At 39.6% G+C, this 26,307-nt stretch carries 26 protein-coding genes; all 26 read right to left on the reverse strand.

What is annotated here, in order from left to right:
• Positions 1-17: 17 nt before the first annotated feature.
• The gene (locus MKX55_RS14670) at positions 18-296 is read right to left on the reverse strand and encodes a DUF503 domain-containing protein (RefSeq protein WP_339233350.1); all 279 of its coding nucleotides are present in this window, start codon (positions 294-296) and stop codon (positions 18-20) included.
• Positions 293-2,392, reverse strand: coding sequence for a translation initiation factor IF-2 (gene infB / locus MKX55_RS14675; RefSeq protein WP_339178154.1), 2,100 nt, complete (start codon positions 2,390-2,392; stop codon positions 293-295). Before infB ends, MKX55_RS14670 begins: the two co-directional genes overlap by 4 nt.
• 20 nt (positions 2,393-2,412) lie before the next feature.
• Positions 2,413-2,712 (reverse strand): YlxQ family RNA-binding protein, encoded by a 300-nt coding sequence (locus tag MKX55_RS14680; RefSeq protein WP_339178157.1) that lies wholly within the window; start codon positions 2,710-2,712, stop codon positions 2,413-2,415.
• 1 nt (position 2,713) lies between these two features.
• Positions 2,714-2,983 (reverse strand): YlxR family protein, encoded by a 270-nt coding sequence (locus MKX55_RS14685; RefSeq protein WP_339178159.1) that lies wholly within the window; start codon positions 2,981-2,983, stop codon positions 2,714-2,716.
• Between the two features lie 14 nt (positions 2,984-2,997).
• Positions 2,998-4,101: a transcription termination factor NusA gene (nusA, locus tag MKX55_RS14690; protein WP_339178162.1), complete on the reverse strand. Its 1,104-nt coding sequence runs from the start codon at positions 4,099-4,101 to the stop codon at positions 2,998-3,000.
• A 42-nt stretch (positions 4,102-4,143) separates the two neighbouring features.
• On the reverse strand, positions 4,144-4,614 hold the full coding sequence (rimP, locus tag MKX55_RS14695) for a ribosome maturation factor RimP (protein ID WP_339178163.1): 471 nt from the start codon (positions 4,612-4,614) through the stop codon (positions 4,144-4,146).
• 287 nt (positions 4,615-4,901) lie between these two features.
• On the reverse strand, positions 4,902-9,191 hold the full coding sequence (locus tag MKX55_RS14700) for a PolC-type DNA polymerase III (RefSeq protein WP_339233351.1): 4,290 nt from the start codon (positions 9,189-9,191) through the stop codon (positions 4,902-4,904).
• Positions 9,192-9,320: 129 nt separating this feature from the next.
• Complete coding sequence (gene rseP / locus MKX55_RS14705) at positions 9,321-10,595, reverse strand: RIP metalloprotease RseP (protein WP_339178167.1); 1,275 nt, start codon at positions 10,593-10,595, stop codon at positions 9,321-9,323.
• A gap of 279 nt (positions 10,596-10,874) precedes the next feature.
• Positions 10,875-11,663, reverse strand: a complete 789-nt coding sequence (locus MKX55_RS14710) for a phosphatidate cytidylyltransferase (protein ID WP_042534988.1) — start codon at positions 11,661-11,663, stop codon at positions 10,875-10,877.
• Between the two features lie 15 nt (positions 11,664-11,678).
• Entirely contained in the window at positions 11,679-12,437 is a 759-nt protein-coding gene (locus tag MKX55_RS14715) for an isoprenyl transferase (protein WP_339178169.1), read from the reverse strand.
• A 382-nt stretch (positions 12,438-12,819) separates the two neighbouring features.
• Positions 12,820-13,377 (reverse strand): ribosome recycling factor, encoded by a 558-nt coding sequence (gene frr / locus MKX55_RS14720; RefSeq protein ID WP_339178170.1) that lies wholly within the window; start codon positions 13,375-13,377, stop codon positions 12,820-12,822.
• A gap of 2 nt (positions 13,378-13,379) precedes the next feature.
• Positions 13,380-14,102 (reverse strand): UMP kinase, encoded by a 723-nt coding sequence (gene pyrH, locus MKX55_RS14725; RefSeq protein WP_042534993.1) that lies wholly within the window; start codon positions 14,100-14,102, stop codon positions 13,380-13,382.
• A 147-nt stretch (positions 14,103-14,249) separates the two neighbouring features.
• Positions 14,250-15,134 (reverse strand): translation elongation factor Ts, encoded by an 885-nt coding sequence (tsf, locus tag MKX55_RS14730; RefSeq protein ID WP_042534994.1) that lies wholly within the window; start codon positions 15,132-15,134, stop codon positions 14,250-14,252.
• A gap of 105 nt (positions 15,135-15,239) precedes the next feature.
• Positions 15,240-15,998, reverse strand: coding sequence for a 30S ribosomal protein S2 (gene rpsB / locus MKX55_RS14735; RefSeq protein WP_339178175.1), 759 nt, complete (start codon positions 15,996-15,998; stop codon positions 15,240-15,242).
• 177 nt (positions 15,999-16,175) lie between these two features.
• Positions 16,176-16,640 (reverse strand): hypothetical protein, encoded by a 465-nt coding sequence (locus MKX55_RS14740; RefSeq protein WP_193064978.1) that lies wholly within the window; start codon positions 16,638-16,640, stop codon positions 16,176-16,178.
• 27 nt (positions 16,641-16,667) lie between these two features.
• Positions 16,668-17,444 carry a FliA/WhiG family RNA polymerase sigma factor gene (locus tag MKX55_RS14745; protein WP_193064977.1) on the reverse strand — a complete coding sequence of 259 codons (777 nt, stop codon included), beginning with the start codon at positions 17,442-17,444 and terminating at the stop codon, positions 16,668-16,670.
• A 24-nt stretch (positions 17,445-17,468) separates the two neighbouring features.
• Complete coding sequence (locus MKX55_RS14750; RefSeq protein ID WP_339178181.1) at positions 17,469-17,960, reverse strand: chemotaxis protein CheD; 492 nt, start codon at positions 17,958-17,960, stop codon at positions 17,469-17,471.
• 1 nt (position 17,961) lies between these two features.
• Positions 17,962-18,597 carry a chemotaxis protein CheC gene (locus MKX55_RS14755; RefSeq protein ID WP_339185263.1) on the reverse strand — a complete coding sequence of 212 codons (636 nt, stop codon included), beginning with the start codon at positions 18,595-18,597 and terminating at the stop codon, positions 17,962-17,964.
• Complete coding sequence (locus MKX55_RS14760; RefSeq protein ID WP_339233353.1) at positions 18,597-19,076, reverse strand: chemotaxis protein CheW; 480 nt, start codon at positions 19,074-19,076, stop codon at positions 18,597-18,599. The genes MKX55_RS14755 and MKX55_RS14760 overlap by 1 nt, the downstream gene beginning before the upstream one ends.
• Positions 19,077-19,102: 26 nt before the next feature.
• A complete protein-coding gene (locus tag MKX55_RS14765) occupies positions 19,103-20,170 on the reverse strand; it encodes a chemotaxis response regulator protein-glutamate methylesterase (protein WP_339233354.1) in 1,068 nt (355 codons plus the stop codon).
• 4 nt (positions 20,171-20,174) lie between these two features.
• On the reverse strand, positions 20,175-21,026 hold the full coding sequence (locus MKX55_RS14770; RefSeq protein ID WP_339233355.1) for a MinD/ParA family protein: 852 nt from the start codon (positions 21,024-21,026) through the stop codon (positions 20,175-20,177).
• Positions 21,023-22,111: a flagellar biosynthesis protein FlhF gene (gene flhF / locus MKX55_RS14775; RefSeq protein ID WP_339178192.1), complete on the reverse strand. Its 1,089-nt coding sequence runs from the start codon at positions 22,109-22,111 to the stop codon at positions 21,023-21,025. The genes MKX55_RS14770 and flhF overlap by 4 nt, the downstream gene beginning before the upstream one ends.
• Complete coding sequence (gene flhA, locus MKX55_RS14780; RefSeq protein ID WP_339233357.1) at positions 22,108-24,141, reverse strand: flagellar biosynthesis protein FlhA; 2,034 nt, start codon at positions 24,139-24,141, stop codon at positions 22,108-22,110. Before flhA ends, flhF begins: the two co-directional genes overlap by 4 nt.
• A gap of 20 nt (positions 24,142-24,161) precedes the next feature.
• Positions 24,162-25,241, reverse strand: a complete 1,080-nt coding sequence (gene flhB / locus MKX55_RS14785; protein ID WP_339233358.1) for a flagellar biosynthesis protein FlhB — start codon at positions 25,239-25,241, stop codon at positions 24,162-24,164.
• 1 nt (position 25,242) lies between these two features.
• Entirely contained in the window at positions 25,243-26,022 is a 780-nt protein-coding gene (gene fliR / locus MKX55_RS14790) for a flagellar biosynthetic protein FliR (protein WP_193064970.1), read from the reverse strand.
• Between the two features lie 5 nt (positions 26,023-26,027).
• A complete protein-coding gene (gene fliQ / locus MKX55_RS14795) occupies positions 26,028-26,297 on the reverse strand; it encodes a flagellar biosynthesis protein FliQ (protein WP_042535012.1) in 270 nt (89 codons plus the stop codon).
• Positions 26,298-26,307 lie beyond the last annotated feature (10 nt).

Raw genomic sequence — 26,307 nt, forward strand, 5'->3', positions numbered from 1 at the left:
AGCTCTATGCATTTTCGTTATAATCGTTCGATATTCGTTATAGTTCTTTCTAATTCAGAAAAAGAATCTATTGTGTGTAAAGCTTGTTGTATTACTTTTTCAGCATGCACATAATCCGTCGAAATAATAACTATCCCAAGTTTGGTTCGTTGCCATAAATCGTGAAATTCAAGCTCAGTTACAGAAACATTAAACGATTGGCGCAGTTTATTTATAACCCGTTTCAACACGGAGCGCTTTGCTTTTAAGGAATTTCCTTCATACAACATACACTCTACTTCTGCATAGAGAATCATTTTCGTTCCATTTCTTCCATTACATAGGCTTCGATAATATCGCCTTCTTTAATATCGTTAAAGTTAGCCAATGTAATTCCACATTCATAATTCTGTTGTACCTCTTTTACGTCATCTTTAAACCGTTTCAATGCTTGTAATTCACCTTCATAAAGAACAACACCGTCACGAATAAGACGAACGCTCGAATCTCTGGTAATTTTTCCATCTGTTACATAGCTTCCAGCAATGGTACCAATACGTGATACCTTGAATGTTTCACGTACTTCCGCCTGACCAATAACTTTTTCTTCATATTCCGGATCAAGCAGACCTTTCATTGCTGCTTCAATTTCTTCAATCGCACTGTAAATAACACGGTGCAGACGTAAATCGATTTTTTCGGATTCTGCAGCTCTTTTTGCGTTGACATCAGGGCGGACATTGAAACCAATAACAATCGCATTGGACGCTGAAGCTAAGATAATATCGGATTCTGTAATCGCTCCTACGCCTGTATGAATGATTTTAACATTGACGCCTTCTACTTCTATCTTGCGTAAAGAAGCGGCTAATGCTTCCACAGAACCTTGTACGTCCGCTTTCACAATGATATTTAATTCTTTCATTTCACCCTGCTTGATTTGTTCAAATAAATCATCCAGGCTGACAGTGGATTGGCCGCCGCGGTTTTCATCAATCCGCTTCTGTTGACGAGCAATCCCGATTTGACGCGCTTTTTTCTCATCAGAAAATGCAAGGAACTGGTCTCCTGCCTGCGGAACATCCTGTAACCCCGTAATTTCAACTGGAGCTGACGGTCCTACTTGATTCACGCGTTGTCCTAAATCATTTACCATAGCACGAACTTTACCATACGTACTGCCGACAACAAGCGGATCTCCTACATGCAGGGTACCGTTTTGCACAAGCAGTGTTGCTACAGAACCTCTGCCTTTATCTAACTGTGCATCGATTACTGTACCGAAAGCTTTCGCATCTGGATTTGCTTTTAATTCTTCTACCTCTGCAACTAATAAAATCATTTCCAGCAGATCGTCAATACCTTCCCCTTTAAGTGCAGCAAGGTTAACAAAGATAGTGCTTCCGCCCCAATCTTCAGGAATCAGTTCATGCTCTGTTAATTCCTGCATCACGCGGTCCGGATTCGCGCCTTCTTTATCCATTTTATTAACAGCAACAATAATTGGTACTCCTGCAGCTTTCGCATGGTTGATTGCTTCCACTGTCTGCGGCATCACGCCATCATCTGCTGCGACAACTAAAATAGCAATATCTGTTACTTGTGCACCGCGCGAACGCATACTTGTAAACGCTGCGTGACCCGGTGTATCTAAAAATGTAACTTTTTTGCCATCATTTTCAACTTGGTAAGCGCCAATATGCTGTGTGATTCCACCAGCTTCACCAGCAGTAACCTTCGTATGGCGTATAGCATCTAATAACGTTGTTTTCCCGTGGTCAACATGTCCCATAATGGTAACAACAGCAGGACGCTCCTGCAATTTTTCACTGTCATCTTCTTCAATATATTTATCAAGGTCTGTATCTTCCAAAATAATTTCTTTTTCGACCTCGACATTATATTCATCACAAATCAGCTCTACAGCATCATCTTCAAGGTCTTGGTTTTTTGTAGCCATGATACCCATAAACATTAATTTCTTGATGATTTCTGCAGGTTCTTTATGAAGTTTTTCTGCTAAATCTTGTACGGTCAATATACCGTGGTACGTAATTTTACTTGGAGTCTCTTTCACTAACGACTGCTCCTTTTGTGGTTGATGTTGTTTACCTTTGTTAGAGGTTTTTTGTTTTTTATTTTTCGGATTATCTTTTTTAGGATTCCGATTTGTATTTGGTTTATTTCCGGTATTTTTATTCTTTTGCTGTTTATTCGTATTTACTTGATCGTTTTTCTTTTTATCTTGTTTTGGCTGCGGGTTAAATTTTTCATCCAATTGTTTGATTTCATTGTCAGAAATCGTAGACATGTGGTTGGAAACCTCCACATTCTTTTCTTTTAAAAATTGAATGACTTCTTTACTCGCTACCTTATTTTTCTTCGCATATTCATATACACGTATTTTGCTCATGCGTTCACCCCCGGATTTATTTATCCAACTAGAGTAAGGAGTTTTTTTGCAAAGCCTGAATCTAGTATTGCTATAGCTACTCGCTGTTCTTTCCCGATTGCCTGCGATAAGATATCCCGGTTATCAACAAGTCGATACGGAACTTTGTACGAGGTACATTTATCCGAAAGTTTCTTTTTGGTTTGCGGTCCAATATCTTCTGCCAATAAAACAAGCTTTGCACGACCTTTACGAATATCCTTTAAAATAGTGTCTTCTCCTGTTGAGCATTTCCCTGCCCGGACAGCGAGACCAATGATGTTCAAATAATTAGGATTCATGTCATTCTCCCTCTACTAAAGCTTCTAACTCATCGTAGATTGTTGGACTTACTTCTGCGTTCAAAATTTTGTTAAGCGCATTGGTTTTCCGAGCCTGTTCTATCACAGACTTATTCTTGGAAAGGTAAGCTCCTCGTCCGTTTTTCTTGCCAGTTACGTCAACGAACACTTCCCCTTCTTTATTCCGGACAATGCGGATCAATTCTTTTTTAGGCTTCATTTCATTTGTAATAACACATTTTCTCTCTGGTATCTTTTTCTTCTTAGCCAAGTTAAAATACCTCCTTATTCAAACAAATCTTCATCGTTGTCAGAATAAGCTTCTTCTATTTCTGCATCATCCAGCAAACCTTCTGCTCTTGCATCCGTTTCACTTTTGATATCAATTTTCCAGCCTGTAAGTTTAGCGGCTAAACGTGCATTTTGTCCTCTTTTACCGATTGCCAGAGACAGTTGATAATCTGGAACAACGACTGTCGTTGCTTTTTCTTCCTCATCAACAAATACTTTCAATACTTTAGAAGGACTTAATGCGTTCGATACATAAACGACAGGATCCTCAGACCACTCTACAATATCGATTTTTTCACCTTTTAATTCTGTTACGATTGCTTGCACACGCTGTCCTTTTTGGCCCACACAAGATCCCACCGGATCAATTTCCGGGTCTGGTGCATGAACAGAAATTTTAGAGCGGTCGCCAGCTTCACGGGAAACAGATTTAATTTCAACAATTCCATCATAAATTTCAGGAACTTCCATTTCAAATAAACGCTTTAACAAGCCTGGATGTGAGCGGGAAATATAGATTTGCGGCCCCTTGCTTGTATTCTCAACCTTTGTCACGTAAACCTTCAGCCGGTCATGAATATGGTATTCTTCTGTAGGCATCTGTTCTGCCTCTGCCAGCTTGGCTTCAATTTTGCCAAGGTTCACATAGACGAAACGTGAATCTTTACGCTGAATAATTCCAGTCATGACATCTTCTTCTCTATCAATATACTCAGAGAAGATAACGCCTCGTTCTGCTTCACGCACTCGCTGGGTAACTACTTGTTTAGCAGCCTGGGCAGCAATACGTCCAAAATCTTTCGGTGTTACTTCCACTTCAATAACATCATCTACATCATAATTCGGATTAATACTTTTTGCTTCGTCAAGAGATATTTCCAGCTGCGAGTCTTCTACATTTTCGACAATTGTTTTTCTTGCGTAAACAGCCATCTTTCCAGTAATTTCATTCAACTCTACCCGAACATTCGATGCGGACTTAAAATTCTTTTTATAAGCAGAAATAAGCGCTGCTTCCAAAGCCTCCATCAATATATCCTTGTCTATCCCTTTTTCTTTTGCTAAATGATCAATCGCATCAAACAACTGCGTGCTCACTTTTTGTTTTCCCCCTTTTGGATGTTGTTCTCGTACTCTTCATTAAAACAAGACTGCCAGTCTTGCTTTTGCTACCTTATCATAAGGTATTTCTACGATTTTCTTTCTCGTTTTAATTTTGTATTCAATAGAAAGGGTATCGTTCTCTACATTTTGTAAAATGCCTTCATACGTTTTTTCACCATCAATTTTTTCATATAACTTCACAAAAACATTGTTACCAATGTTCTTTTTAAAGTCATCCAGTGTTTTTAACGGTTTTTCAACTCCCGGGGAAGATACTTCTAGAAAATAAGCTTCTTTTATCGGGTCAGCTTTATCCAGTTTTTCACTTAACTGTTCAGAGACCTCACCGCATTCTACAATGTCAATACCACCTTCTTTATCAATATAAACACGTAGAAACCAGTTTTTCCCTTCTTTCACATACTCGATATCAACTAATTCTAAATTTTTCTCTTCTAAAATCGGATTAACTAATTCGGTTGTTATCTCAATTATCTTGGAACTCAAGTGTAAACCTCCTTTAACCATGTCCTCACGCCTTCAATCAATATAAAACCCCTGCCTAAAATACGGCGGGGGAAGCAGAGAGTCTTGTTTAGGCGAGGTATGAATAAAGAGTGGGTGTGCACCCACTCTTTACATTCGTACGTATCGAACATTCTAAACAAAAATAGTATAGCATATTCTATACCCCTTTGCAAACCTCCAAATCAATACTACAGCGCTTTTTACCCTCAACTAATTTCTTTTAGTTTCTCCAAAAACAAACGGATTTATGCGCATGTCTTTCACATTTAGAATAAGGAAAGCTGGTTTTTCTCTTCCATACCTTCTAAGCATCCGTGCGTATCTAAATACTCCAGCACAGTTTTGGAAATTTTACTTCTTTCTCTTAAATCTTCTTTAGAAAGAAATTCTCCTTCTTCACGGGCCTTCACAATATTTAATGCCGCATTGGTGCCTAAGCCGTCCACAGCATTGAAAGGAGGAAGCAGCGAATCACCGTCAACGATAAATTCGGTTGCGCTTGATTTATATAAATCTACCTTTTTTAAAGATAGGCCGCGTTCACACATTTCTAATGAAAGCTCAAGCACAGTCAATAAGTTCTTCTCTTTTGGCGATGCGTCATTGCCCTTATAATTAATCTCTTCCATACGTTTACGGATAGCATCCGAACCTTTAATCATCGTATCTAACTCAAAATCATCCGCACGAACGGTGAAATATGCCGCATAAAAAAGAATCGGGTGATGCACTTTGAAATAAGCGATTCGTACAGCCATTAAAACATAAGCTGCCGCATGGGCTTTCGGGAACATGTATTTGATTTTCTTACAAGATTCAATATACCAGTCAGGTACGTTGTTTTTCTTCATTTCCTCAATCCATTCATCCTTCAACCCTTTACCTTTACGGACAAACTCCATGATATTAAATGCCAAGGAAGGCTCTAAGCCTTTATGCATTAAATAGACCATAATATCATCACGGCAGCCGATAACATCCGGAAGCTTACACGTGCCGTTATTAATCAGCTCCTGTGCATTGCCGAGCCACACGTCGGTACCGTGGGACAGACCTGATATAATCAACAGTTCTGCAAAGGTGTTTGGCTTCGTATCCTCAAGCATCTGCCGCACAAATTTTGTACCAAATTCAGGTACTCCCAGCGTGCCAGTTTTACACTGGATTTGCTCCGGAGTCACTCCTAAAGACTCTGTTCCGCCAAAGATTTTCATCACTTCTTCATCATCGGTAGGGATAGTTTTAGGATCGATTCCGCTTAAATCCTGCAGCATACGGATAACAGTCGGATCATCGTGTCCAAGTATATCCAGCTTCAGCAGATTATCGTGAATCGAGTGGAAATCAAAATGTGTTGTCCGCCATTCACTGTTCCGGTCATCCGCCGGGAACTGTATCGGTGTGAAATCATAAATTTCCTTATCATCGGGAACAACGATAATTCCTCCCGGATGCTGCCCGGTTGTTCTTTTCACTCCGGTACAGCCTTGTACAAGACGGTCAATCTCCGCATTTTTATAAACAAGCTGATGGTCGGAAGCATAGCCTTTCACATAGCCATAGGCCGTTTTTTCAGCTACCGTTCCAATTGTTCCAGCCCGGTACACACTATCTATACCAAACAGTTCTTTCGTATAGTTATGAGCGCGCGGCTGATAATCTCCTGAGAAGTTCAAGTCAATATCCGGAACCTTATCTCCTTTAAAGCCTAAGAACGTTTCAAAAGGAATATCCTGTCCATCCTTTACAAGTGCAGCTCCGCACTCTGGACAATTTTTATCTTCCAGGTCAAAACCGCTCGCTACAGATCCGTCTGTAAAGAACTCAGCATGCTTACAGCTTGGACAGACATAATGCGGCGGAAGCGGGTTAACCTCTGTAATTTCGGTCATCGTAGCAACAAAGGAAGATCCGACAGAGCCCCGTGAGCCTACAAGATAGCCATCATCCAAGGATTTTTTAACCAGTTTATGGGAAATCAAATAAATTACCGCGAATCCATTTCCGATAATACTTTCTAATTCTGTCTCCAACCGTTTGGTAACAATTTCCGGTATCGGCTCGCCATATACTTTTTTCGCCATATCATAGCATAAATCACGCATGTCTTGCTCCGCGCCTTCAATGTTCGGTGTAAACAAGCCATCCTGAATAGGAGAGATATCCTCTATACTGTCAGCTAGCTGCTGCGTATTTTGTACCACAATTTCTTTTGCTTTTTCTTTTCCTAAAAAGGAGAAAGCTCCAAGCATTTCACCTGTCGTCCGGAACGGTGTATCCGGCAGTGTCTGCCTGTTTAATGGATTACCAGCCTGCGATGCAATCAGGATTTGCCGGTACTGCTTATCAATATCTTGCAAATAATGCACATTCCCGGTCGCAGTTACTAATTTCCCCATCCGTTCCCCAAGGTTAACAAGCTTCCGCAAGATATCTACTATCTGTGCTTCGTTTTGCACTAAATCCTTATCTACTAAATGGATGTAGTTTTTCGGCGGCTGCACTTCAATATAATCATAAAACTCGGCAACCTGCTCCGCTTCTTCCTCGGATTTTTGCATCATGGTTTCAAAGACTTCTCCTCTGTCACAAGCCGTCCCGATCAAGAGACCTTTACGGTATTTTTTCAAAATAGACCGTGGCAGTCTCGGTTCACGATAGAAATAATCAATATGCGCATGGGATACAATCTTGTATAGATTTTTCAAACCTTCCTGCGTCTGCGCTAAAATCGTACAATGAAAAGGTCTGGAGCGCTGATAAGCATTATTCTCTCCCATATGATTATTTAAGTCCTGATGATTGGTGATTTCTCTTTCCATTAATTTCTGAACCAGATTCCACAATAAATAACCTGTTGCTTCCGCGTCATAAATGGCACGGTGATGCTGCGTCAACTCAATTCCTAAATGCTTACATAACGTATTTAAACGATGATTTTTAAGCTCTGTAATTAAAAATCTGGCTAATTCTAATGTGTCAATAACTGGGTTAGCTGCTTTTTCATAGCCAATCCGTTTAAATCCTTGATTTAAGAAGCCCATATCAAAGCTTGCATTATGCGCTACTAATATATCTTCTCCCATCCAGGCATGAAAATCTTTTAAGACATCGCCGACTTCAGGAGCATCCTTAACCATATCATCCGTAATCCCCGTTAAATTCGTCGTTGTCTCAGACAGCGGATGATGCGGATTAGCAAATGATTCAAATCGGTCAATGATTTCACCGTCATGTACCTTTACTGCAGCTAATTCGATAATCGTATCATACACAGCAGAGAGCCCTGTTGTTTCCACGTCAAATACAATATAGTTTGCATCTTTTAGTAAACGGTCACTCTCATTGTAGGCAATCGGAACACCGTCATCGACTAGATTTGCTTCTACACCATAAAGCACTTTAATGCCATGTTTCTTCCCTGCATAGTAAGCGTCTGGGAATCCTTGTACACCAGCATGATCTGTAATCGCTACAGCAGGATGCCCCCATTTGGCAGCCTGTTCCACCAATGCATCCGGAGAAACGACCGCATCCATTTGGCTCATTGTCGTATGTGCGTGCAGCTCTGCTCTTTTTTCATCCTCTGGCGCCTCATCTTGTTTTTCTCTTACTTGTACCTCATGAATATCCTTTGCCATCATTGCCAATTCATTGGTATACATATCTGTTTGGATGCTGCCGCGAGCTTTTACCCACATCCCTTTTTTAACAGATTGAAATTTATTGACATCCTCATCCCCCTTGGAGAACATTTTTATTTGCAGGGAATCGGTATAGTCTGTTGCTTTAATAATCAAAAGGCTTCTTCCAGACCGCAGCTCTCTGATTTCTGAATCAAATACATAGCCTTGTACAGTAATCCGTCTTTCTTCTTCCAGGATTTGATTCATCTCTGCCGGCTCGTCCTGAATTTTATAGCCGATTGCCAGCGGCTGGCTGACCGGTGTATCCTTCTCTTTATCCCGCTTTTCTTTTTCCTGCACGGTTTTTTGGACAAGCGCCTGATCTTCTTTTGCTTTATTGTCCTGGAATGCTTTCATCTCACTTTGGTCAGCATTCACTTCCAAATCAATGGAGTAAGGTCTGGAACCAATTTGATAACAGAATTGACTGAAGGCTGGTTCAAGTCTTTTCTTCAAAATATTTGATTCTGCTTCATTTCTTGAAGTTAAGATTATCTTATTTTCCACAATTTGAGGCGTTTGCTGCATTACCATTTCCTGATATGCAGGTGAAATGGAAGTTGTTGCTAAAAAGTGTTTCCAATATACACCAATATCTTTTTCATTACATTGCTTATTATCTGTATGTAATGTCAGCTCGACCTTCTCGGCAATGGATGAGAAGCTTTTTTGCAAAGACTGTTGGAAATATAAATATTCATCGAATGGAAGAACATCCTCTAAATGAATATAAAAATGCCATTTCTTCTCTTGCTTATAAACCTCTACTTTTTCTAAATAACTTGAGGCAAAATACGTTTGAATCGATGTCTCAGACAACTGAATTTGCTCAAGCAGTAATTTCATTTTTTCTTGCTTGGAAATACTCATCTATACCCCTCCAATTGTAGATAGATATTTGACTACACAGGAAGAAATTTTTTCCTATAATTTAAGCGAAAACACGAAACCCTTGTCTATAAACCGACAAGGGTAACCTATTAGATTTACTATTTTATTTTACAAGAATAATCGCTGAATGTCATTCCATGTGACAACAATCATTAAGAGCATCAAGAGGGCAAACCCGACAAAATGAAAGACTCCTTCCTTTTCTGCAGCTATCGGTTTTCCTCTGACAGCTTCCAGTCCGACAAACATTAAGCGACCGCCATCTAATGCTGGCAGAGGAACTAAATTAATAATTCCTAAATTAATACTCAACATCGCTGTCCACATTAAAAAGTTTGTAAAGCCAGATTGAACAACCTGATCTGTCGCATCATAAATTCCTACGGGCCCTGATAGAACATCAATGGAAAGCTGGCCCGTAACCAACATGACTAAATTGTTAAGTATAAGCTTCGACGTTTCATAAGTTGTCTCAAATCCAAATACTAATGTTCCAAGGATATTTTTTTCATAAGCCGGAGTTACACCGATTTGCCCGATATGAATTGGATCTCCTCTATCGTCCACGGTCTCCACTTCAGCTGGGACAACCGTTAATTCTTGCTCTGTGTCACCTCTGGAGATAACCAAATCTAATTCCTCATCCGGATTTTCCCGGACAATATCCGTAAATTGATCCCAGGTTGAGACAGATTGATCTCCTATTTGTGTAATAACATCATTTTCCTGCAGCCCCGCTTCTTCTGCCGGGCTTTCCGGCTGGACCTCACCCATTTGTGCTTCCTCTACCGGAACGCCTTGAATCATCCCCATAAGCAGGAAGATAAAGATGGCAAGTACAAAGTTCATCATTGGCCCGGCAAAAAGCTGCATGGCACGCTGTCCGACCGTTTTAGATGCAAATTGTCTATCGAAAGGAGCAATCTGTGTTTCCTGTTCATCCACGATAAACATCGCTTTCGGATCGACATCGAAATGAAGCTTTGTCTCTTCGTCATCCAATTCATAGCCTTCGATATACAGCTTATGGTCAAGATCGACCTTCTCTACTTCAATCGTCCGGGCATTCGGATGCTTTGATTTGTTATTTACAATAATTTTAGATACTTTTCCATCTCTGTTAAAATCAAGCGCAATATGATGCCCTGGTTTTAACTCTACAATTTCCGGGTCATCTCCAGCAACACGGACATATCCGCCCGCCGGAATCAACCGGATTGTATAAAGCGTCTCATTTTTTGTGAATGACAATATTTTGGGGCCGAAGCCAATTGCAAATTCACGGACAAGCATGCCTGCTCTTTTTGCAAAAATCAGGTGGCCCCACTCATGAATGGAAACGAGCAGACCAAACATCAATATAAACGCAATAACCGTTGTCATGACAGCACCTTCCTTTTTTATAAAGGTAGAAAGAGGTTGTTAGGGAGTATTTAACCATTTGATTCTCCGCAACAAGTTCACATAACAATCATTTATTTCTCATTCATATAGTATCCTGCAGCAGGAACTATACATGTATGTGCCGGAACAAGAATAACATATATGCTAACTTGTCCGATAATGTAATTTTGTTATGTATTAGCCAAAAGAAAGCTCTTCACCTAGTATATTCAATAAGTCAGCTTACTTTACCAATTCTACAATATTCGCTTCTATTTGTTAAAAAAAGTGAATAAAATGCAGTAATGGAAAAACAAAAAGCATGCTGTCAAAGCGATCTAAAATGCCGCCGTGTCCAGGAAGAATATTCCCGGAATCTTTTACATGATACACACGTTTAAAGGCAGATTCAACCAAATCACCGATTTGTCCAAAGGCAGAAGCTATCATCGTAACAATAATCAATGTCAGCCAGGATTGCTCAAATGGCGCTATCAGATGAAAAATCACAGCTACAACTACAGCTACAAAAATACCTCCCAGCGCGCCTTCAACGGTCTTCTTCGGGCTGATAGTCGGCCATAATTTATGCTTTCCCAGTTTGCGTCCAAATAAGTAGGCTCCAGTATCCGTTGCCCAAATAATGCAAAATGCAAATAAAATATTTCTCAGCGCATTTTCTCCATCTCTAGTCTGCAGCAAATAAAAGAACCCTAAACCAACATAAAACGCCGCAAGGACAACAAAGCCGACCTGGTCAAAAGTAAACTCATTTTTTACAAGCACGGTATACGCCAATAAAACAAAAATAAAGATAGAGATCAATTCATATTTCGTCAGCCATTCAATATCAGCCAGTAATTCATTAGGCAATAAAATAACCCATGTCAGTAAAGCTGATAAAACATACGGAAAAAAATTCTTATCAGGATGGCGCATCCGCATTAATTCAACTATCCCTATCGTCGCTAACAGATAGACAAAAATAGTAAATGGCAAACCGCCAATAATAATAATCGGCACAAATACAAGCAGAGCTATAATTGCTGTTATCGTTCGTTGCTTCATTAAATCATCATCACCTTATATACCTCCATATCGTCTTTTCCGATGCTGATATGCAAGTAATGCTTCATAGAATGTTTCTTCTGTAAACTCCGGCCACAGCTTATCTGTAAACCAAAACTCCGTATACGCCATTTGCCAAAGCATAAAATTACTTAAACGGCATTCGCCGCCAGTACGGATCAACAGATCCGGGTCAGAAACACCAGTTGTATATAAATATTTTGAAAAGGTTTCTTCATCTAAGCTGTTCATATCGATATCATCTTCTTTTACTTCCGTTACAATTTGCTTGACTGCTTTTAAAATCTCGTAACGGCCGCCGTAATTAAGGGCAAAGTTTAAGATAAGACCATCATTATGCTTCGTTTTTTCTTTTGCGTAGTTTACTGCTTCCTGTGTATGGCTCGGCAATGCCTGAAAATCGCCTATCGTTTGGATACGAACATTATTTTCCATTAAACTTGGTAAATATACATGCAAAAACTCTTTTGGAAGTTTTAAAATATATTCTACTTCTTGTTTTGGCCGTTTCCAGTTTTCTGTTGAAAAAGCATAAAGCGTTAAAACCTTCACATTTGCTTTCACAGCGGTTTTAACGATTTTATTCACCGTAGATACACCCTCTTTATGACCAGCAAACCTGGGTAATCCCCGTTTTTGTGCCCATCTGCCGTTCCCATCCATGATGATAGCAACATGATTAGGAGCATTTTCTTCAGAAAGTGAATCCGGTTCTTTTGGTTGTTTTGATAAAAAAGGAATTTTAATAGACATTTTCCGTCCCCCGAATGGTTGTTTGTTCATAAACCCTCTTCATCTTTTATCGAAGAACAAGGGATGAAAGGCATGACCATGCCAATAAATAATATGACTGTATTTCGTTTAACATGTATGAAATCGGCTGTTTTTAAAGATCCGATAAAATAACACGTTTAGAAAAGGATTTTCCGCTAACCGCGACATACATCGGGTACGGAAGTCTTTTTTATCCATTCATATATAAGTGCATGATTGCCAGTAACATTAATACAAAAACCCCCTTTAATAAGAGGGCTTAATGGCATCTTACTACGTTAGCAGAAAACTGTCACCTTTAAACAAAATATATTTTGCCTGGGTTGTACTGTTAAGATGGATAGAAGGCATGTATCCTCTATCACACTTCCATAATTTCATTTTCTTTTGTTTTTGCTAAATCTTCAATTTGCTTAATAAACGCATCTGTTGTTTCTTGAACATCATCTTGAAATGCTCTTAAATCATCTTCTGTCATATCGCCATTTTTTTCAGCTTTTTTCAGCTGGTCATTTGCCTGGCGGCGAAGATTTCTGATTTGTACACGAGCTTCTTCTGCATATTTCCCTACTACTTTAACCAAGTCTTTTCTTCTCTCTTGTGTAAGTGCAGGAATATTGATGCGGATGATGTTTCCATCATTCGATGGAGAAAGTCCCAAGTCCGCTTTTTGGATTGCTTTATCAATATCGCCAATTGCTGACTTATCGTATGGAGTAACGGTCAGCAGTCTAGCTTCTGGAGCACCTACCTGAGCTAGTTGGTTCAGCGGTGTAGAAGCACCATAATAATCAACATAAACCGTATCTAATAGACTTGGATTGGCACGTCCAGCACGAACAGAGGCTAGATTTCTTGAATAAGCTTGAACAGCCTGGTCCATTTTTTCCTTCGTATCTTTTATCACTGATTCTGACATGTTTAGTTCCCCCTTATCGTTGTTCCAATGTTTTCACCTTGCACAACTCGTTTAATATTACCTTCTTCCATAATAGAGAAGACAATCAGCGGTAAGTCATTATCCATACATAATGAAGAAGCGGTAGAATCCATTACACCTAATCCTTCATTTAACATTTCTAAATAGGTAAGTGAGTCATATTTCTTTGCTTCTTTATTGATTTTAGGATCATCTGTATAAACGCCGTCCACGTTGTTTTTAGCCATTAAAATAACTTCTGCTTCAATTTCTGCAGCACGTAATGCAGCTGTTGTATCTGTAGAAAAATAAGGATTTCCAGTACCAGCAGCAAAAATAACAACACGCTTTTTCTCCAGATGGCGAATCGCTTTCCGCCGTATGTATGGTTCAGCAACCTGTCTCATTTCAATGGATGTCTGTACTCTGGTCTGTACACCAATCGTTTCCAGACCGTCCTGTAAAGCAAGAGAATTCATAATTGTTGCAAGCATCCCCATATAATCAGCTGAAGCTCTATCCATGCCCATTTCTGATCCTACTTTACCGCGCCAGATGTTACCGCCGCCAACTACTACAGCAACCTCTACACCAAGCTCTACAATTTCTTTAACCTGTTCTGAAATGGAATGAATGATTTTAGGAGAGATTCCGTATCCTTCTTCTCCACTTAATGCCTCTCCACTTAATTTTAACACAACTCTATTATAATGTGCTGTCGTCATAATAACCTCCAGAGAAAAAATATATTTACAATATATAGCTATAAGAGGATGCTCAAAAGGACGAATTAAACTTTCCAGTTTTCACTCGGCCTTTTGAAAAACCCCTACAAAGAAGGGAACAAATTAATGTCCCCTAATTTGCACAACTTATTTTTTGATTTGGCTCATTACTTCTTCCGCAAAGTTATCTTCACGTTTTTCCATTCCTTCGCCTACTTCATAGCGAATAAATGCTTTTACAGAAGCACCTTTATCTCCAACATATTTTTTCACTTTTTGGTCTGGATCTTTTACAAAGCTTTGTTCTAAAAGAACAATTTCTTCGAAGAATTTACCTAGACGGCCTTCCACCATTTTTTCAACGATGTTTTCTGGTTTTCCTTCGTTTAATGCTTGTGTTTTAAGCACTTCACGCTCGCTGTTCACTTCTTCTTCAGCAACTTCATCACGAGATACATAACGAGGATTAATAGCTGCTACATGCATCGCAACATCTTTCGCTACTTCTTCGTCTGTTGTTCCTTCCAACAATGAAAGCACGCCGATACGTCCGCCCATATGAAGGTATGCACCAAAAGCATCATTATCTGTTTTTTCTAATACAGTGAAACGGCGAAGGGAGATTTTTTCTCCAATTTTAGAAACCACTGTAGTGATTGCTGCGTCAACTGTTTCAGAACCATCTAAAAATGGTTGTTGTAAAGCTTCTTCAACAGTTTCAGGATTATTTTTCACAATGTGTTTTCCAAGGTCAGAAAGCAATTGCTTGAATTGATCGTTCTTTGTAACGAAGTCTGTTTCACAGTTTACTTCAATAATTGCAGCTCTATTTCCGTCTAATTCAATATGCGTTAAACCTTCTGCAGCAACACGATCTGCTTTTTTAGCAGCTTTCGCCATTCCTTTTTCACGAAGAAAATCAATTGCCTGCTCCATATCTCCGTTTGTTTCTGTCAGTGCTTTTTTACAATCCATCATTCCAGCACCTGTTTTTTCACGTAATTCTTTAACCATTTTAGCAGTTACTGCCATGTTAATTCCTCCTTAAAAATGTTGATTTTTGTTATTCCTTCTTCTTTCCTGAAAAAAGGGTGATAAAAGGCTTCTATCCTCTTATCACCCTCACCTTTTAAAAGATTACTCTTTGGAAGCAGCTTCTTCTGTAACTTCTGCTTCTAATTGGTCTTGTTCAGAAACAGCTTCTTCTGTTTCTTCACCTTGTTTTACTTCCAGAATAGCATCTGCCATTTTTGAAGTAAGAAGTTTTACTGCACGGATTGCATCATCGTTTGCAGGGATTACATAATCGATTTCATCCGGGTCGCAGTTTGTATCAACAATTCCGATGATCGGAATGTTTAGTTTGTGCGCTTCTGCAATTGCGATACGCTCTTTACGAGGATCAATTACAAATAATGCGTCTGGAATTTTTTTCATTTCTTTAATTCCACCTAAGAATTTAACAAGACGATCTTTTTCTTTTAATAAATTTACTACTTCTTTTTTAGGAAGTACATCGAAAGTACCGTCTTCTTCCATTTTTTCAATATCTTTCAAACGGTTAATACGTTTGCGGATTGTTTGGAAGTTTGTTAATGTTCCGCCTAACCAGCGTTGGTTTACATAGAACATACCTGAACGGACCGCTTCGTCACGTACAGAATCTTGAGCTTGTTTTTTTGTACCGACGAAAAGAACTGTACCGCCGTTTGCTGCGATGTCCTTCACGTAGTTGTATGCTTCATCCACTTTTTTAACTGTTTTTTGTAAGTCGATGATGTAGATGCCGTTACGCTCCGTGAAAATGTATTTTTTCATTTTTGGATTCCAACGACGTGTTTGGTGACCAAAGTGTACACCAGCTTCTAGCAATTGTTTCATTGAAATTGCTGCCATAATAAATTCCTCCTAATTGGTTTTATTCCTCCGCATTTATCTTCTTTATAAGAACACTGAATATCAGCACCAACCTTATAAATCAAAATGCGTGTGATTTTTAGCTAACTAATCATAGATAGACTATTTACACCAAAGGTTACTATACCACAACCTCCCCAAGGAGGCAAGTGATTTCTACGACTTTTTTTGATGCATTTTGATAATTATTTCAGCTTCTGTTTTTCCGCAATTTAACTTTTTAGCTATATCGTCTATTGTTTCTCCGTTTGTGTGAAGCTGCAGTATTTGGGCTTCCAAGGATGTTTCTACTTCATCTTGAAAAGCAGCAGGTTGAAAATCCTCTATAGGCTGCATTTCTTTCTCTATCATTGCAGCGCCCTCTTTCTTCTCCTCTGCAGGGGGGAAAGGAGGATACTTTATGCTGTCATGCTTTACAGGACTTTTGTCAGGCTGTTTATCCTCTTCCAGAAGGCTTTGCAGCATTCTATTCTCTTTCCTTATTTCTTCCAATGTTTCTTTCAGTACATTTTCTGCTTGTTTATTTCCATTAGCATTCTGTCTGTCCTTTAATAATAAATAAATAGCTAGTATTGAAATGCCATGTAGTAAAAAGCTGATCATCCATAGTAATGTTGACATATTTTTTCCCTTCCATACATGCTCATATTAAACCTGGGTGATTTTTTGCAGCGTTGAGCGTAATTTTACAATGCTTCGCTTATGGATTTGTGAAATACGGGAAGTCGTTAATTCCAATACTTGTCCAATCTCTGTAAAGGTTAATTCCTCTTGATAAAAAAGACTGATGACAAGCTGTTCTTTTTCATTTAATGACTTGATCCCTTCTATTAATTCGTCCTTCCACTCATCTTGGATAAGCCTTTCTTCCGGTCTGAGCTCCGATTTATCTGATACATTGTAGCCGATACCTTCTTTCAGGTCATTCTCCTGCCCCTTTGGTTTATCTTCAATAGAAAGCATGTTGCTCAGTACCATATCCCGTAATGTTGTTTCAACGTCATGAATAGGCATTCCTGTCATTTCGGCAATATCCTCCGGCTGTGCTTCCCGTTGATTTTTTTGCTCAAAAATCTCACTTGCCTGCTCCACCCTTTTTGTTTTCTCACGAATCGAACGTGGCAGCCAATCTTCTTTTCTTAATCCATCCATGATCGAACCTTTAATTCGAAATGAGGCATATGTATCAAACTTCAAATCACGTTTCAGCTCAAATTTGTGCAATGCATCATACAGACCCAGCAAGCCATAGCTGCGGATTTCTTCACGATCCACACGATTAGGCAATTGACTTACAATTCTTTCCGTATGAAAGGAAACAAGATACATGTAGTTCTCAATGAGTAAATTTGCTGCTTCATTATCTTGACTGGTCATCCAATGCTTCCATAAAATTTGTTCTTGTGAAGGCTCTAATGAACTCACGATGACACACTCCTTTCAAATCGGTTAAATTGTAAAGACATCCTGATTACGTTTTCTGATGGAAAGCTTGGACGTTACTGGATCAAACTCAATCGTTCTTCCCAAATTACCGCCTACATCGGAGGAAACGACTTTAATATTTAATTTCCGGAGTGCGTCCTGGACTGCTTCTATATTCTTATCACCAATCCGCATAAAGCTTGTTCCTTTGCCAACCTGAAACATTTGCGCTCCCCCGGCCATTTTTGCTTTCATATTTCTGGCTCCCTGTTCCCGCAACATTTCTAATAGCTGCGGGATGGCTGTATCTGCATATTTCATCTCACTTATACTGCCGGCCCTTGCTTGACTGGAGTCAGGCAATAAAATATGAGACAATCCAGCTATCCCGCGTTTTTCATCGTATAATACCGTTCCAATACAAGAGCCAAGCCCCAGCGTTCGAATCGTATTAGGAGAGCGAACAATTTTCGTATCTGCAATACCGACATTTACAATTGTTTTCGTTATACTCATATTAAGACCATCCTAATTTGGCAAAGAGCTTTTGAAAAGATTCTGGATCAGGAATAAAAAGGAAATTCCCTCTAATCTGTTCATGGCCTCGTTCCTCTTGCCTTATTTCCGTATCAATAATAATTGCATAATCTGTTACCTGAGAAATTTCTAATAAGCCCATTGTCATAATAGCACCAGCCATATCGATTCCCAGATGCGGAACAGAAGGCTGCAGATTCATACCCGTAAAGTCAGAAAGTGCGGTAAGATACGACCCGGTCAAAATATTTCCTATTTCACTTAATGCAGACATAGCAATCTCTAATTCTATTCCATTCGTCTCTTCTGATAATCGAAATTCCGGATTATGCGTCAGCTTTTGTACCAGATACTCTGCTTCTTCAATATCAACGACAATAGCCATTACACCCGTTATTTCCCCTTCCACCTGAAACATCAATCCGACAATAGGCTGTTCCGGTCCGCCAACCAATTCAATGACTTCATTAAAATCAGCAATCTCCACATTAGGAACCAACATATCTATTTTATGACCCAACAGCTGTGATAAGGAGGTTGCAGCGTTTCCAGCACCTATATTCCCTATTTCTTTCAAAATATCCTTCTGAAAGCTCGTTAATTGGAAAACATCCATCATTGATCATCCAATTCTTTTGTTTTTATTTCTTCTAAATTTAATAATTTATAAATATCTAATAAAACAATCAGCCGATTATTCAGATGAGCAATAGAATGGATGTATTCTTTTTTTACAGTGCCTATGGTTTCCGGAGGATTTTCCAAAAGATTAACCGGGATGTCTAGCACATCATTTGCATTGTCTATAATCAACCCAACTTGTGTCTCATCAATCTTGGTGATGATTATCTGATCTTCTTCCTTGTTATGCTCCGGCTCTTCTTCCAGCCGAATGCGCAGATCAATGACAGGGATAATCTTCCCTCTAAGATTAATCACACCTTTAATATAATTTTTTTCGTGCGGGACACGTGTAATAGGCAAGGATGTTTCAATAGACTCTACAAAGTTCACCGGCAACCCATACTCACTGCCATTCAAATCAAAAATGATTGTTTTTTCTAATCTTTCTGGAGTTAACTGTTCTTGTGTCATTCCAATCTTTCCCTTCCGGTTATTTATTATTTAACAAGATTGCTCAGCTGGCTAGCCATTTGATTTAAAGGCACTTGATAATCAGCTAGACCTTCATTGATAATAGACTTCGGCATTCCATATACAATAGCTGTCTCTTCTGTCTCTGCAAGTGAAACGACATGGGAATTTGCTTTTTTCAATGCTTTTAAACCAAGCGTACCGTCATTCCCCATCCCTGTTAAGACGCAGGTTACAATCTGATAATTCTTAAGAGAACACAGGGAGCGGAATAATGTATTGACGGACGGACGATGACCATTATCCAGCGGTTGTTGATTTAATGAAATCATTAATGCCATGCCGCTGCTTTTCACTTCCATATGGTATCCGCCCGGCGCGATGTAGACCGTCCCCTTTTTCATTAATTCTCCATGTTCCGCTTCTTTAACAGTCACCCGGCTGATTTGATTTAACCGTTCTGCCAGAGACGCAGTAAATCCAGGAGGCATATGCTGTACAACAGCAACAGGAACGCCAAGATCTTTTGGTAAAGCGGTAATGACTTTCTGCAGTGCTCTCGGGCCTCCAGTAGATGTTCCGATGGCAACCATTTTTTTGGAGGAAAGAGAAGGCTTCGCAGGCATTGTCAATGGCTGCTGTATCCGTTCTATCGGCACATGCTGCGCTGCTCCATTTATTTTTTTATGTACTTTTACGGTTGCTGCTGTATAGACCTTGTCACATATTTCTTTTTCTACCTTTTTAATATCTAATGAAATCGCCCCGGACGGCTTTGTAATAAAGTCAACCGCACCTGTCGAGATAGCCTGGATGGTATAATCAGCGCCTTTTCTTGTTTCACTGGACAGCATAACCACAGGAACAGGACATTCCTCCATAATCTGTTTTAAAGCTCCTAAACCATCCAGCTTCGGCATATGGACATCCATGGTTACGACATCCGGATGCAGCTTTTTCACTTTATTTACCCCGTCTTCACCATGTACGGCAGTTCCAGCTACATGAAATCTGCCATCCTCTGTTAATATCTCTGAAATCATTTTTCTCATAAATGCAGAATCATCTACGACAAGAACATTAATTAGAGTCATTTCTTCACCCCTTCATGAAATGTTTTATCCTTTCTATGAAACTGCCAGGTTTACGTACCGTTCTGTTTGTGTCATTTACGTACGTTTGCAGGATCGACTCCATTGCTTTGGAAGCCTTCGTTTTTGGATATAACTTGGTATACGGTTGTTGATGCATGACAGCTTTCATTATATTTCTGTCTTCTGGAATACAACCTAAGCTTCGAGCCTCTGCGTCCAGAAAACGGCGAATAACTGTATGAAAGTTATCGAGAATATTGCTGCCCTCTGTTTTATTCCTTGAACGATTTAAAATAGTATAGATTGGCATATCCGGCTGATTCGATAATATATGCTTAACCATTCCATATGCATCCGTAATGGACGTCGGTTCAGGCGTAGTGACAATAAAACATTCATCTGCTGCCAAAATAAAAAATAATGAAGTCTCTGTCACACCAGCTCCCATATCAAATAACACATAATCATATTCTCGCCATACCTTTCCCAGCCCTTGATAAAAAATAGCTTTCTTATGCTCATTAATTTCTAAGAAATCGTGCAGGCCTGAGCCTCCAGGAATATAATCTATGCCATAATGACTTTTTACAATGGCGTCCTGAATCGAAATTCGATTATTTAAAACATCAGCAATGGAATAGTCTGTCTGCATACCAAGGAGTAAATCGATATTTCCCATCCCCACATCTAAATCAAATACCAGGATTTTATGATTCTCCTGTGCGAGTTTCATCGAAAAATTAAGCGTGAAATTTGATTTTCCTACACCGCCTTTTCCGCTGCAAACAGCAATCGTTTTTGCCGTCCTTTCAGGGGATAACCGGTTTCGGAGCTGTTCAGCCTGGTCATAGCTCATTGTTCATCACCTATTATATAACGGCTAAGCTGGTTTAATGTTGGACTCAGCATGTCCTCGGGAACATCCTGCCCATTTGTCATATAGCCGATTCGGATGTCAGGATAATGAAATGCAGCATTCAAAATATTTCCGTATTGCTCTGTCTCATCTAATTTTGTCAAGATAAGGCCATGAACACCGATTGCTGAAAACTTTCCGTAAATATCCAGAAAATCTTTCGGTTTTGCCGTCATTGATAATACGAGATAATTTGTTACTTCCCCCGGGTTTATCCAGTCCGCCATATCTTTCAAGTAGGTTTCATCCCGATAATTTCTTCCGGCTGTATCCACTAAAATCACATCATAATCCTGCAGCTCTGCGATATACTGATGATATTCCTGCTTGTTATACGCTACATGTACAGGTATATGGAGAATCTTTGCATATGTTTTCAGCTGCTCAACTGCTGCTATCCGGTACGTATCCAGTGTGATAAACGCAATTCTTTTATTTTCTGTCAGCTGCATGCGGGCGGCGATTTTTGCAATCGTAGTTGTTTTTCCTACACCAGTCGGACCGACAAATTGAATCACTTTATGGTGATATGTGAAGCCTAATTGCAGCCCTTCCAAGCGTTTTTCTATTTCTTCATGAATTCTTTTCTGGAAGGCAGCAGTCTGATTGCTCCCTTCCTTGATGAGATCCAAAGCAATATCAGGAAGAACCTCCTGCGCTGTCAAGCGGTCATATATCAGCTGTTCATCCGGCGTTAACTTGAGCTGGAGCTGTCTGTTCTGCGCTTCCAGGAGTTTATAAACCTGTTCCAGTTCTTTAGAATGAGGAACATCTGCCGCCGCTTCCGGGGTCTTCTCCTTTTGCAGTACAGGAGCTTCTTTTTTGACAGCTGTTTTTTTAGCGGGCTGAACCGGTTCCGGGTCATAGCCGGCAACTACCTCTATATAATTCTTTTTAAAAAACCCCAACATGCCGCCTGATTTAATTTGCCTGGATTGTAAAATAACTGCGTCTGTGCCAAAATCTTTCCTTACCTGCTTCATTACTTCCGGCATAGACGGTGCTTTATATTTCTTTATCTTCATGCGATATTCACCACCCCAACACTTTGTACCTCCACAGTCGGTTCTAGTTCATTGTATGATAATACAACAACTTGAGGTAAGAACCTGTCTAACAATTGCTTTAAATACATCCGAACTGCTGGCGAGCATATAATAATTGTTGTTTCTTCCTGAAGGGATACTTTTTCCGCTTCCTTATGAATCGCCTGCACAATTTCCTGCTGCTGATCCGGATCTAACGCTAAGTAATTGCCGTGCTCTGTCTGTTGAACATGGTCAGCAATTGCTTTTTCAATCTTTCCAGATATCGTAATCACCTTCAACGCATTATCATCTTTTACAAAGCTTTTTGTGATTTGTGATGCTAATCCTTGTCTGACGTATTCTCCCAGCACATCTGTATCATTAGTCAATCTGGCAAAATCAGCTAATGTTTCAAAGATTACCGGCAGATTCCGGATAGATACACCTTCTCTTAAAAGCTTCGACAGCACTTTTTGAACATCGCCGACGGACAATGGTTCCGGGGTTACTTCCTCGACTAAAATCGGATTTGTTTCTTTTAAGTGATCGATCAGCTGTTTTGTTTCCTCTCTTCCCAAGAGCTCAAATGCATGTTTTTTAATTACTTCTGTCAGGTGAGTCGATACAACAGAAGGAGGATCAACGACCGTATAACCGGATAATTCCGCTTCATCTTTCACATTCTCACTTATCCATTTTGCAGGCAGACCAAATGCAGGTTCTTTCGTTTCGATTCCTTCAATATCATCCTCTAAAAAGTCAGGAGCCATAGCTAAATAATGGTCCAGCATTAATTCACCGCTGGCAACCTTATCCCCTTTTATTTTCAATTGATATTCATTCGGCTGCAGCTGAATATTATCCCTGATTCTTACTACTGGTATTACCAGCCCCAGTTCAATCGCCAGCTGTCTCCGTATCATAATGACCCTGTCCAGCAGATCACCGCCCTGAGATGTATCTGCTAAAGGAATTAAACCATAGCCAAATTCAAATTCTATCGGATCCATATTCAAGAGACTGACCACATTTTCCTGCTGCTTGAGAGCGGTTGATTCGGTTTCTTCTTCCTCTTCCTCTGTAACTTGTTCCGGCTCCGCACTTTTCTTCTCCATCCAATACCCGCTGAAGGCTAAAAAGGCAGCAAGCAGCGTCGTTAAGAAAAAGTTGATTGGAGTGAGACCGAGCAGGAAAATCGTTCCTGCTGCGATATATAAAAGCTTCGGAAATTGCAGCAGCTGATCTGTTACATCCGAACTTAAATTACTGCCTCGGGCAGATCTCGTAACAACAATCCCTGTTGCCGTTGAAATAAGCAAGGCAGGTATTTGACTGACCAGTCCGTCCCCAACAGTAAGACGTGTAAATAATTCAACGGACTCTGACAAAGACAAGCCCATTTGAGCCACACCGATAATCATACCGAAAAGCACATTGATCAGAACAATGACAATCCCGGCGATGGCATCTCCTTTTACGAATTTACTTGCCCCATCCATGGATCCATGAAAGTCGGCTTCATTTTCAATTTTTTCCCGTCGTTCTTTTGCCTGGCTTTCTGTAATTAAACCAGCATTTAAATCCGCATCGACACTCATCTGCTTCCCCGGCATCCCATCGAGGGAGAACCTGGCAGCTACTTCCGATACACGTTCTGCCCCTTTGGTAATAACAATAAAATTGATAATAACTAAAATAATAAATACAACAAACCCGACTAAAGGGTTATTTCCAATTACAAAGGAGCCGAATGTTTCTACAACTCCTCCTGCATCACCTTCCGAGAGAATGGCACGGGTTGTGGACACATTTAAAGCTAACCGAAATAATGTCAACAACAAAATCAGCGTTGGAAATACGGAAAATTGCAATGGTTCCGTGGTATTCATGGCTACTAAAATAACAACCAATGCAAGTATGATATTAATTAATATGAGAAGACTTAAAAATTCTCCAGGCAACGGGATAACCAGCATAACAATAACCAGTATAACGCCTATGAGAACCGCAATATCCCGGAATTTCATTTCCATTCTCTCCTAACTTCTTACGCTTTTTTCTCCATTTGATATACATATGCAAGAACCTCTGCTACAGGCTGAAAGTATTCTTCCGGAATAACTTCACCGATTTCAGTTGCAGCATACAGTGCTCTTGCCAATGAACGATTCTCCACCATTTGTACATGATGTTCTTTCGCAATTTCCTTGATGCGCTGTGCAATACTGTCCGTCCCTTTCGCAATAACAAATGGTGCTTCTGCCTTTGCTTCATCATATTTAATGGCAATGGCATAGTGGGTCGGGTTTGTAATAATAACATCCGCTCCCGGAACTTCGCTCATCATTCTTCTGGTTGCTATCTGTCTTTGTTTTTCTTTCATTTTTGATTTAATTAACGGATCTCCTTCGACATTTTTATACTCGTCTTTAATGTCTTGCTTGGACATCCGAATATTTTTTTCAAAATCGTATTTTTGATATAAATAATCTAGCACTCCTAAAAAAATCAATAAAGCAATAGCCGAGAATGCCATGATGGTGGTAACCCGTGCAAAAAATCCCATCGCTCCTTCAGCATCTAAAAATGCAGTCATCAGCATCTGGTCTTTATTCATCCAAATGACGGTAAATGTGACCGTCCCAACCAAGGCAATTTTCAATAATGATTTCAAAAATTCCACTAATGCCCGAATAGAGAAAATCCGCTTAGCTCCCTTGATCGGATCAATTTTTTTCAAATCAAACTTTAACGGCTCAGTTGAAAACAAGAATTTGACCTGAAGCAGATTTGCAGCTACACCGGAAATAACGGCTATCAGCATAATTGGCGCAACCATTAAAACTGCTTGAAGAAAGGAATCATTAAACATCGTTTGAACCGAGTGATTCGTCACATCCCAATGAATGTATTCTGTAAATGATTTCCTGTAAAAACCTGTCATATATTCTAGAATGTAACCGCCAAAAACAAATAATCCGATAAAACAGCCCAGCAGCAGGATAGCTGTATTGATATCCTGACTTTTGGCAATACGTCCTTTTTTACGTTCGTCCTGCCTTTTCTTTGGAGTTGCTTTTTCTGTTTTTTCCCCTGCAAAAAATTGTAAGTCTAATGTCAATTTCACATTAAACACCTCCAAATAAAGCCATTAACTGCTCCATTACACGGAACATTGCTTCAAAAACAGATTGCAGCAAGCCGATGTAAAGTGCTAGAAATACAAGAATTGCCACAAAGCTGACAAGAATTTTTAATGGCAGCCCAACGACAAACACATTCATCTGCGGTACTGTCCGAGCCACAATTCCTAAGGCAACATCCACTAAAAACAAACAGCCTACAATGGGAACCGCTATTTGGAAAGCAATCAGAAACATTGTGTTAAACGTTGTCAGCACGAGTTCAACAATGCTTTCCTCTCCAAATGGAATAAATTGATCTAAAGGGATATATGTGAAGCTGTTCATCATCCCATTTAAAATCATATGATGGCCATCTACGGATAATAGAAACAACAGAGCAATAATATAGAAATACTGGCCTGTCAACGGACTTTGCGCCCCCGTTTGCGGATCTATCACATTGGCAATCGCAAATCCCATTTGAAAATCAACAAATCCACCGGCAACCTGAATAGCCGAAACAAGAATAAAAGCAATCAATCCGATACAAATCCCAATGAGAGCTTCCTTAAACAGCAGGAATAAATATAAATCATTCAGCGCAACATTACTGATATCTACCGTAGAAATCAAAATGATTGTCAGAAAAAAACTGATTCCTATTTTAAATTGAACAGGAACGGACCGATAAGAGAATAGAGGCATAATGACAAAGAAAGCCATAATCCGGACAAATATTAACATGAACGCAGGAACAAGGTTCCAATTTATCATTTCAATCATCAGATCTACCCTATGTATTGGTTAATATTCATATATAGACTGGAAGTAAATTCAACAATGGTTGTTAACATCCATGGTCCAAAAAATACGAGACCAAGTAATACCGCCAGAATTTTGGGAATAAATGCCAGTGTCTGCTCTTGAATTTGTGTTGTCGCCTGAAAAATACTTACAAGTAAACCTACCGCCAAAGCCAGCAGCAATACAGGAACCGTTATTAATAAAATTGTAAAGATTCCCCGTTCAGCCAGGGTTAATACTAATTCACTACTCATTAATTATACT

The organism is Oceanobacillus sp. FSL W7-1281, from assembly GCF_037969835.1.
GTDB classification, from domain to species: domain Bacteria; phylum Bacillota; class Bacilli; order Bacillales; family Amphibacillaceae; genus Oceanobacillus; species Oceanobacillus oncorhynchi.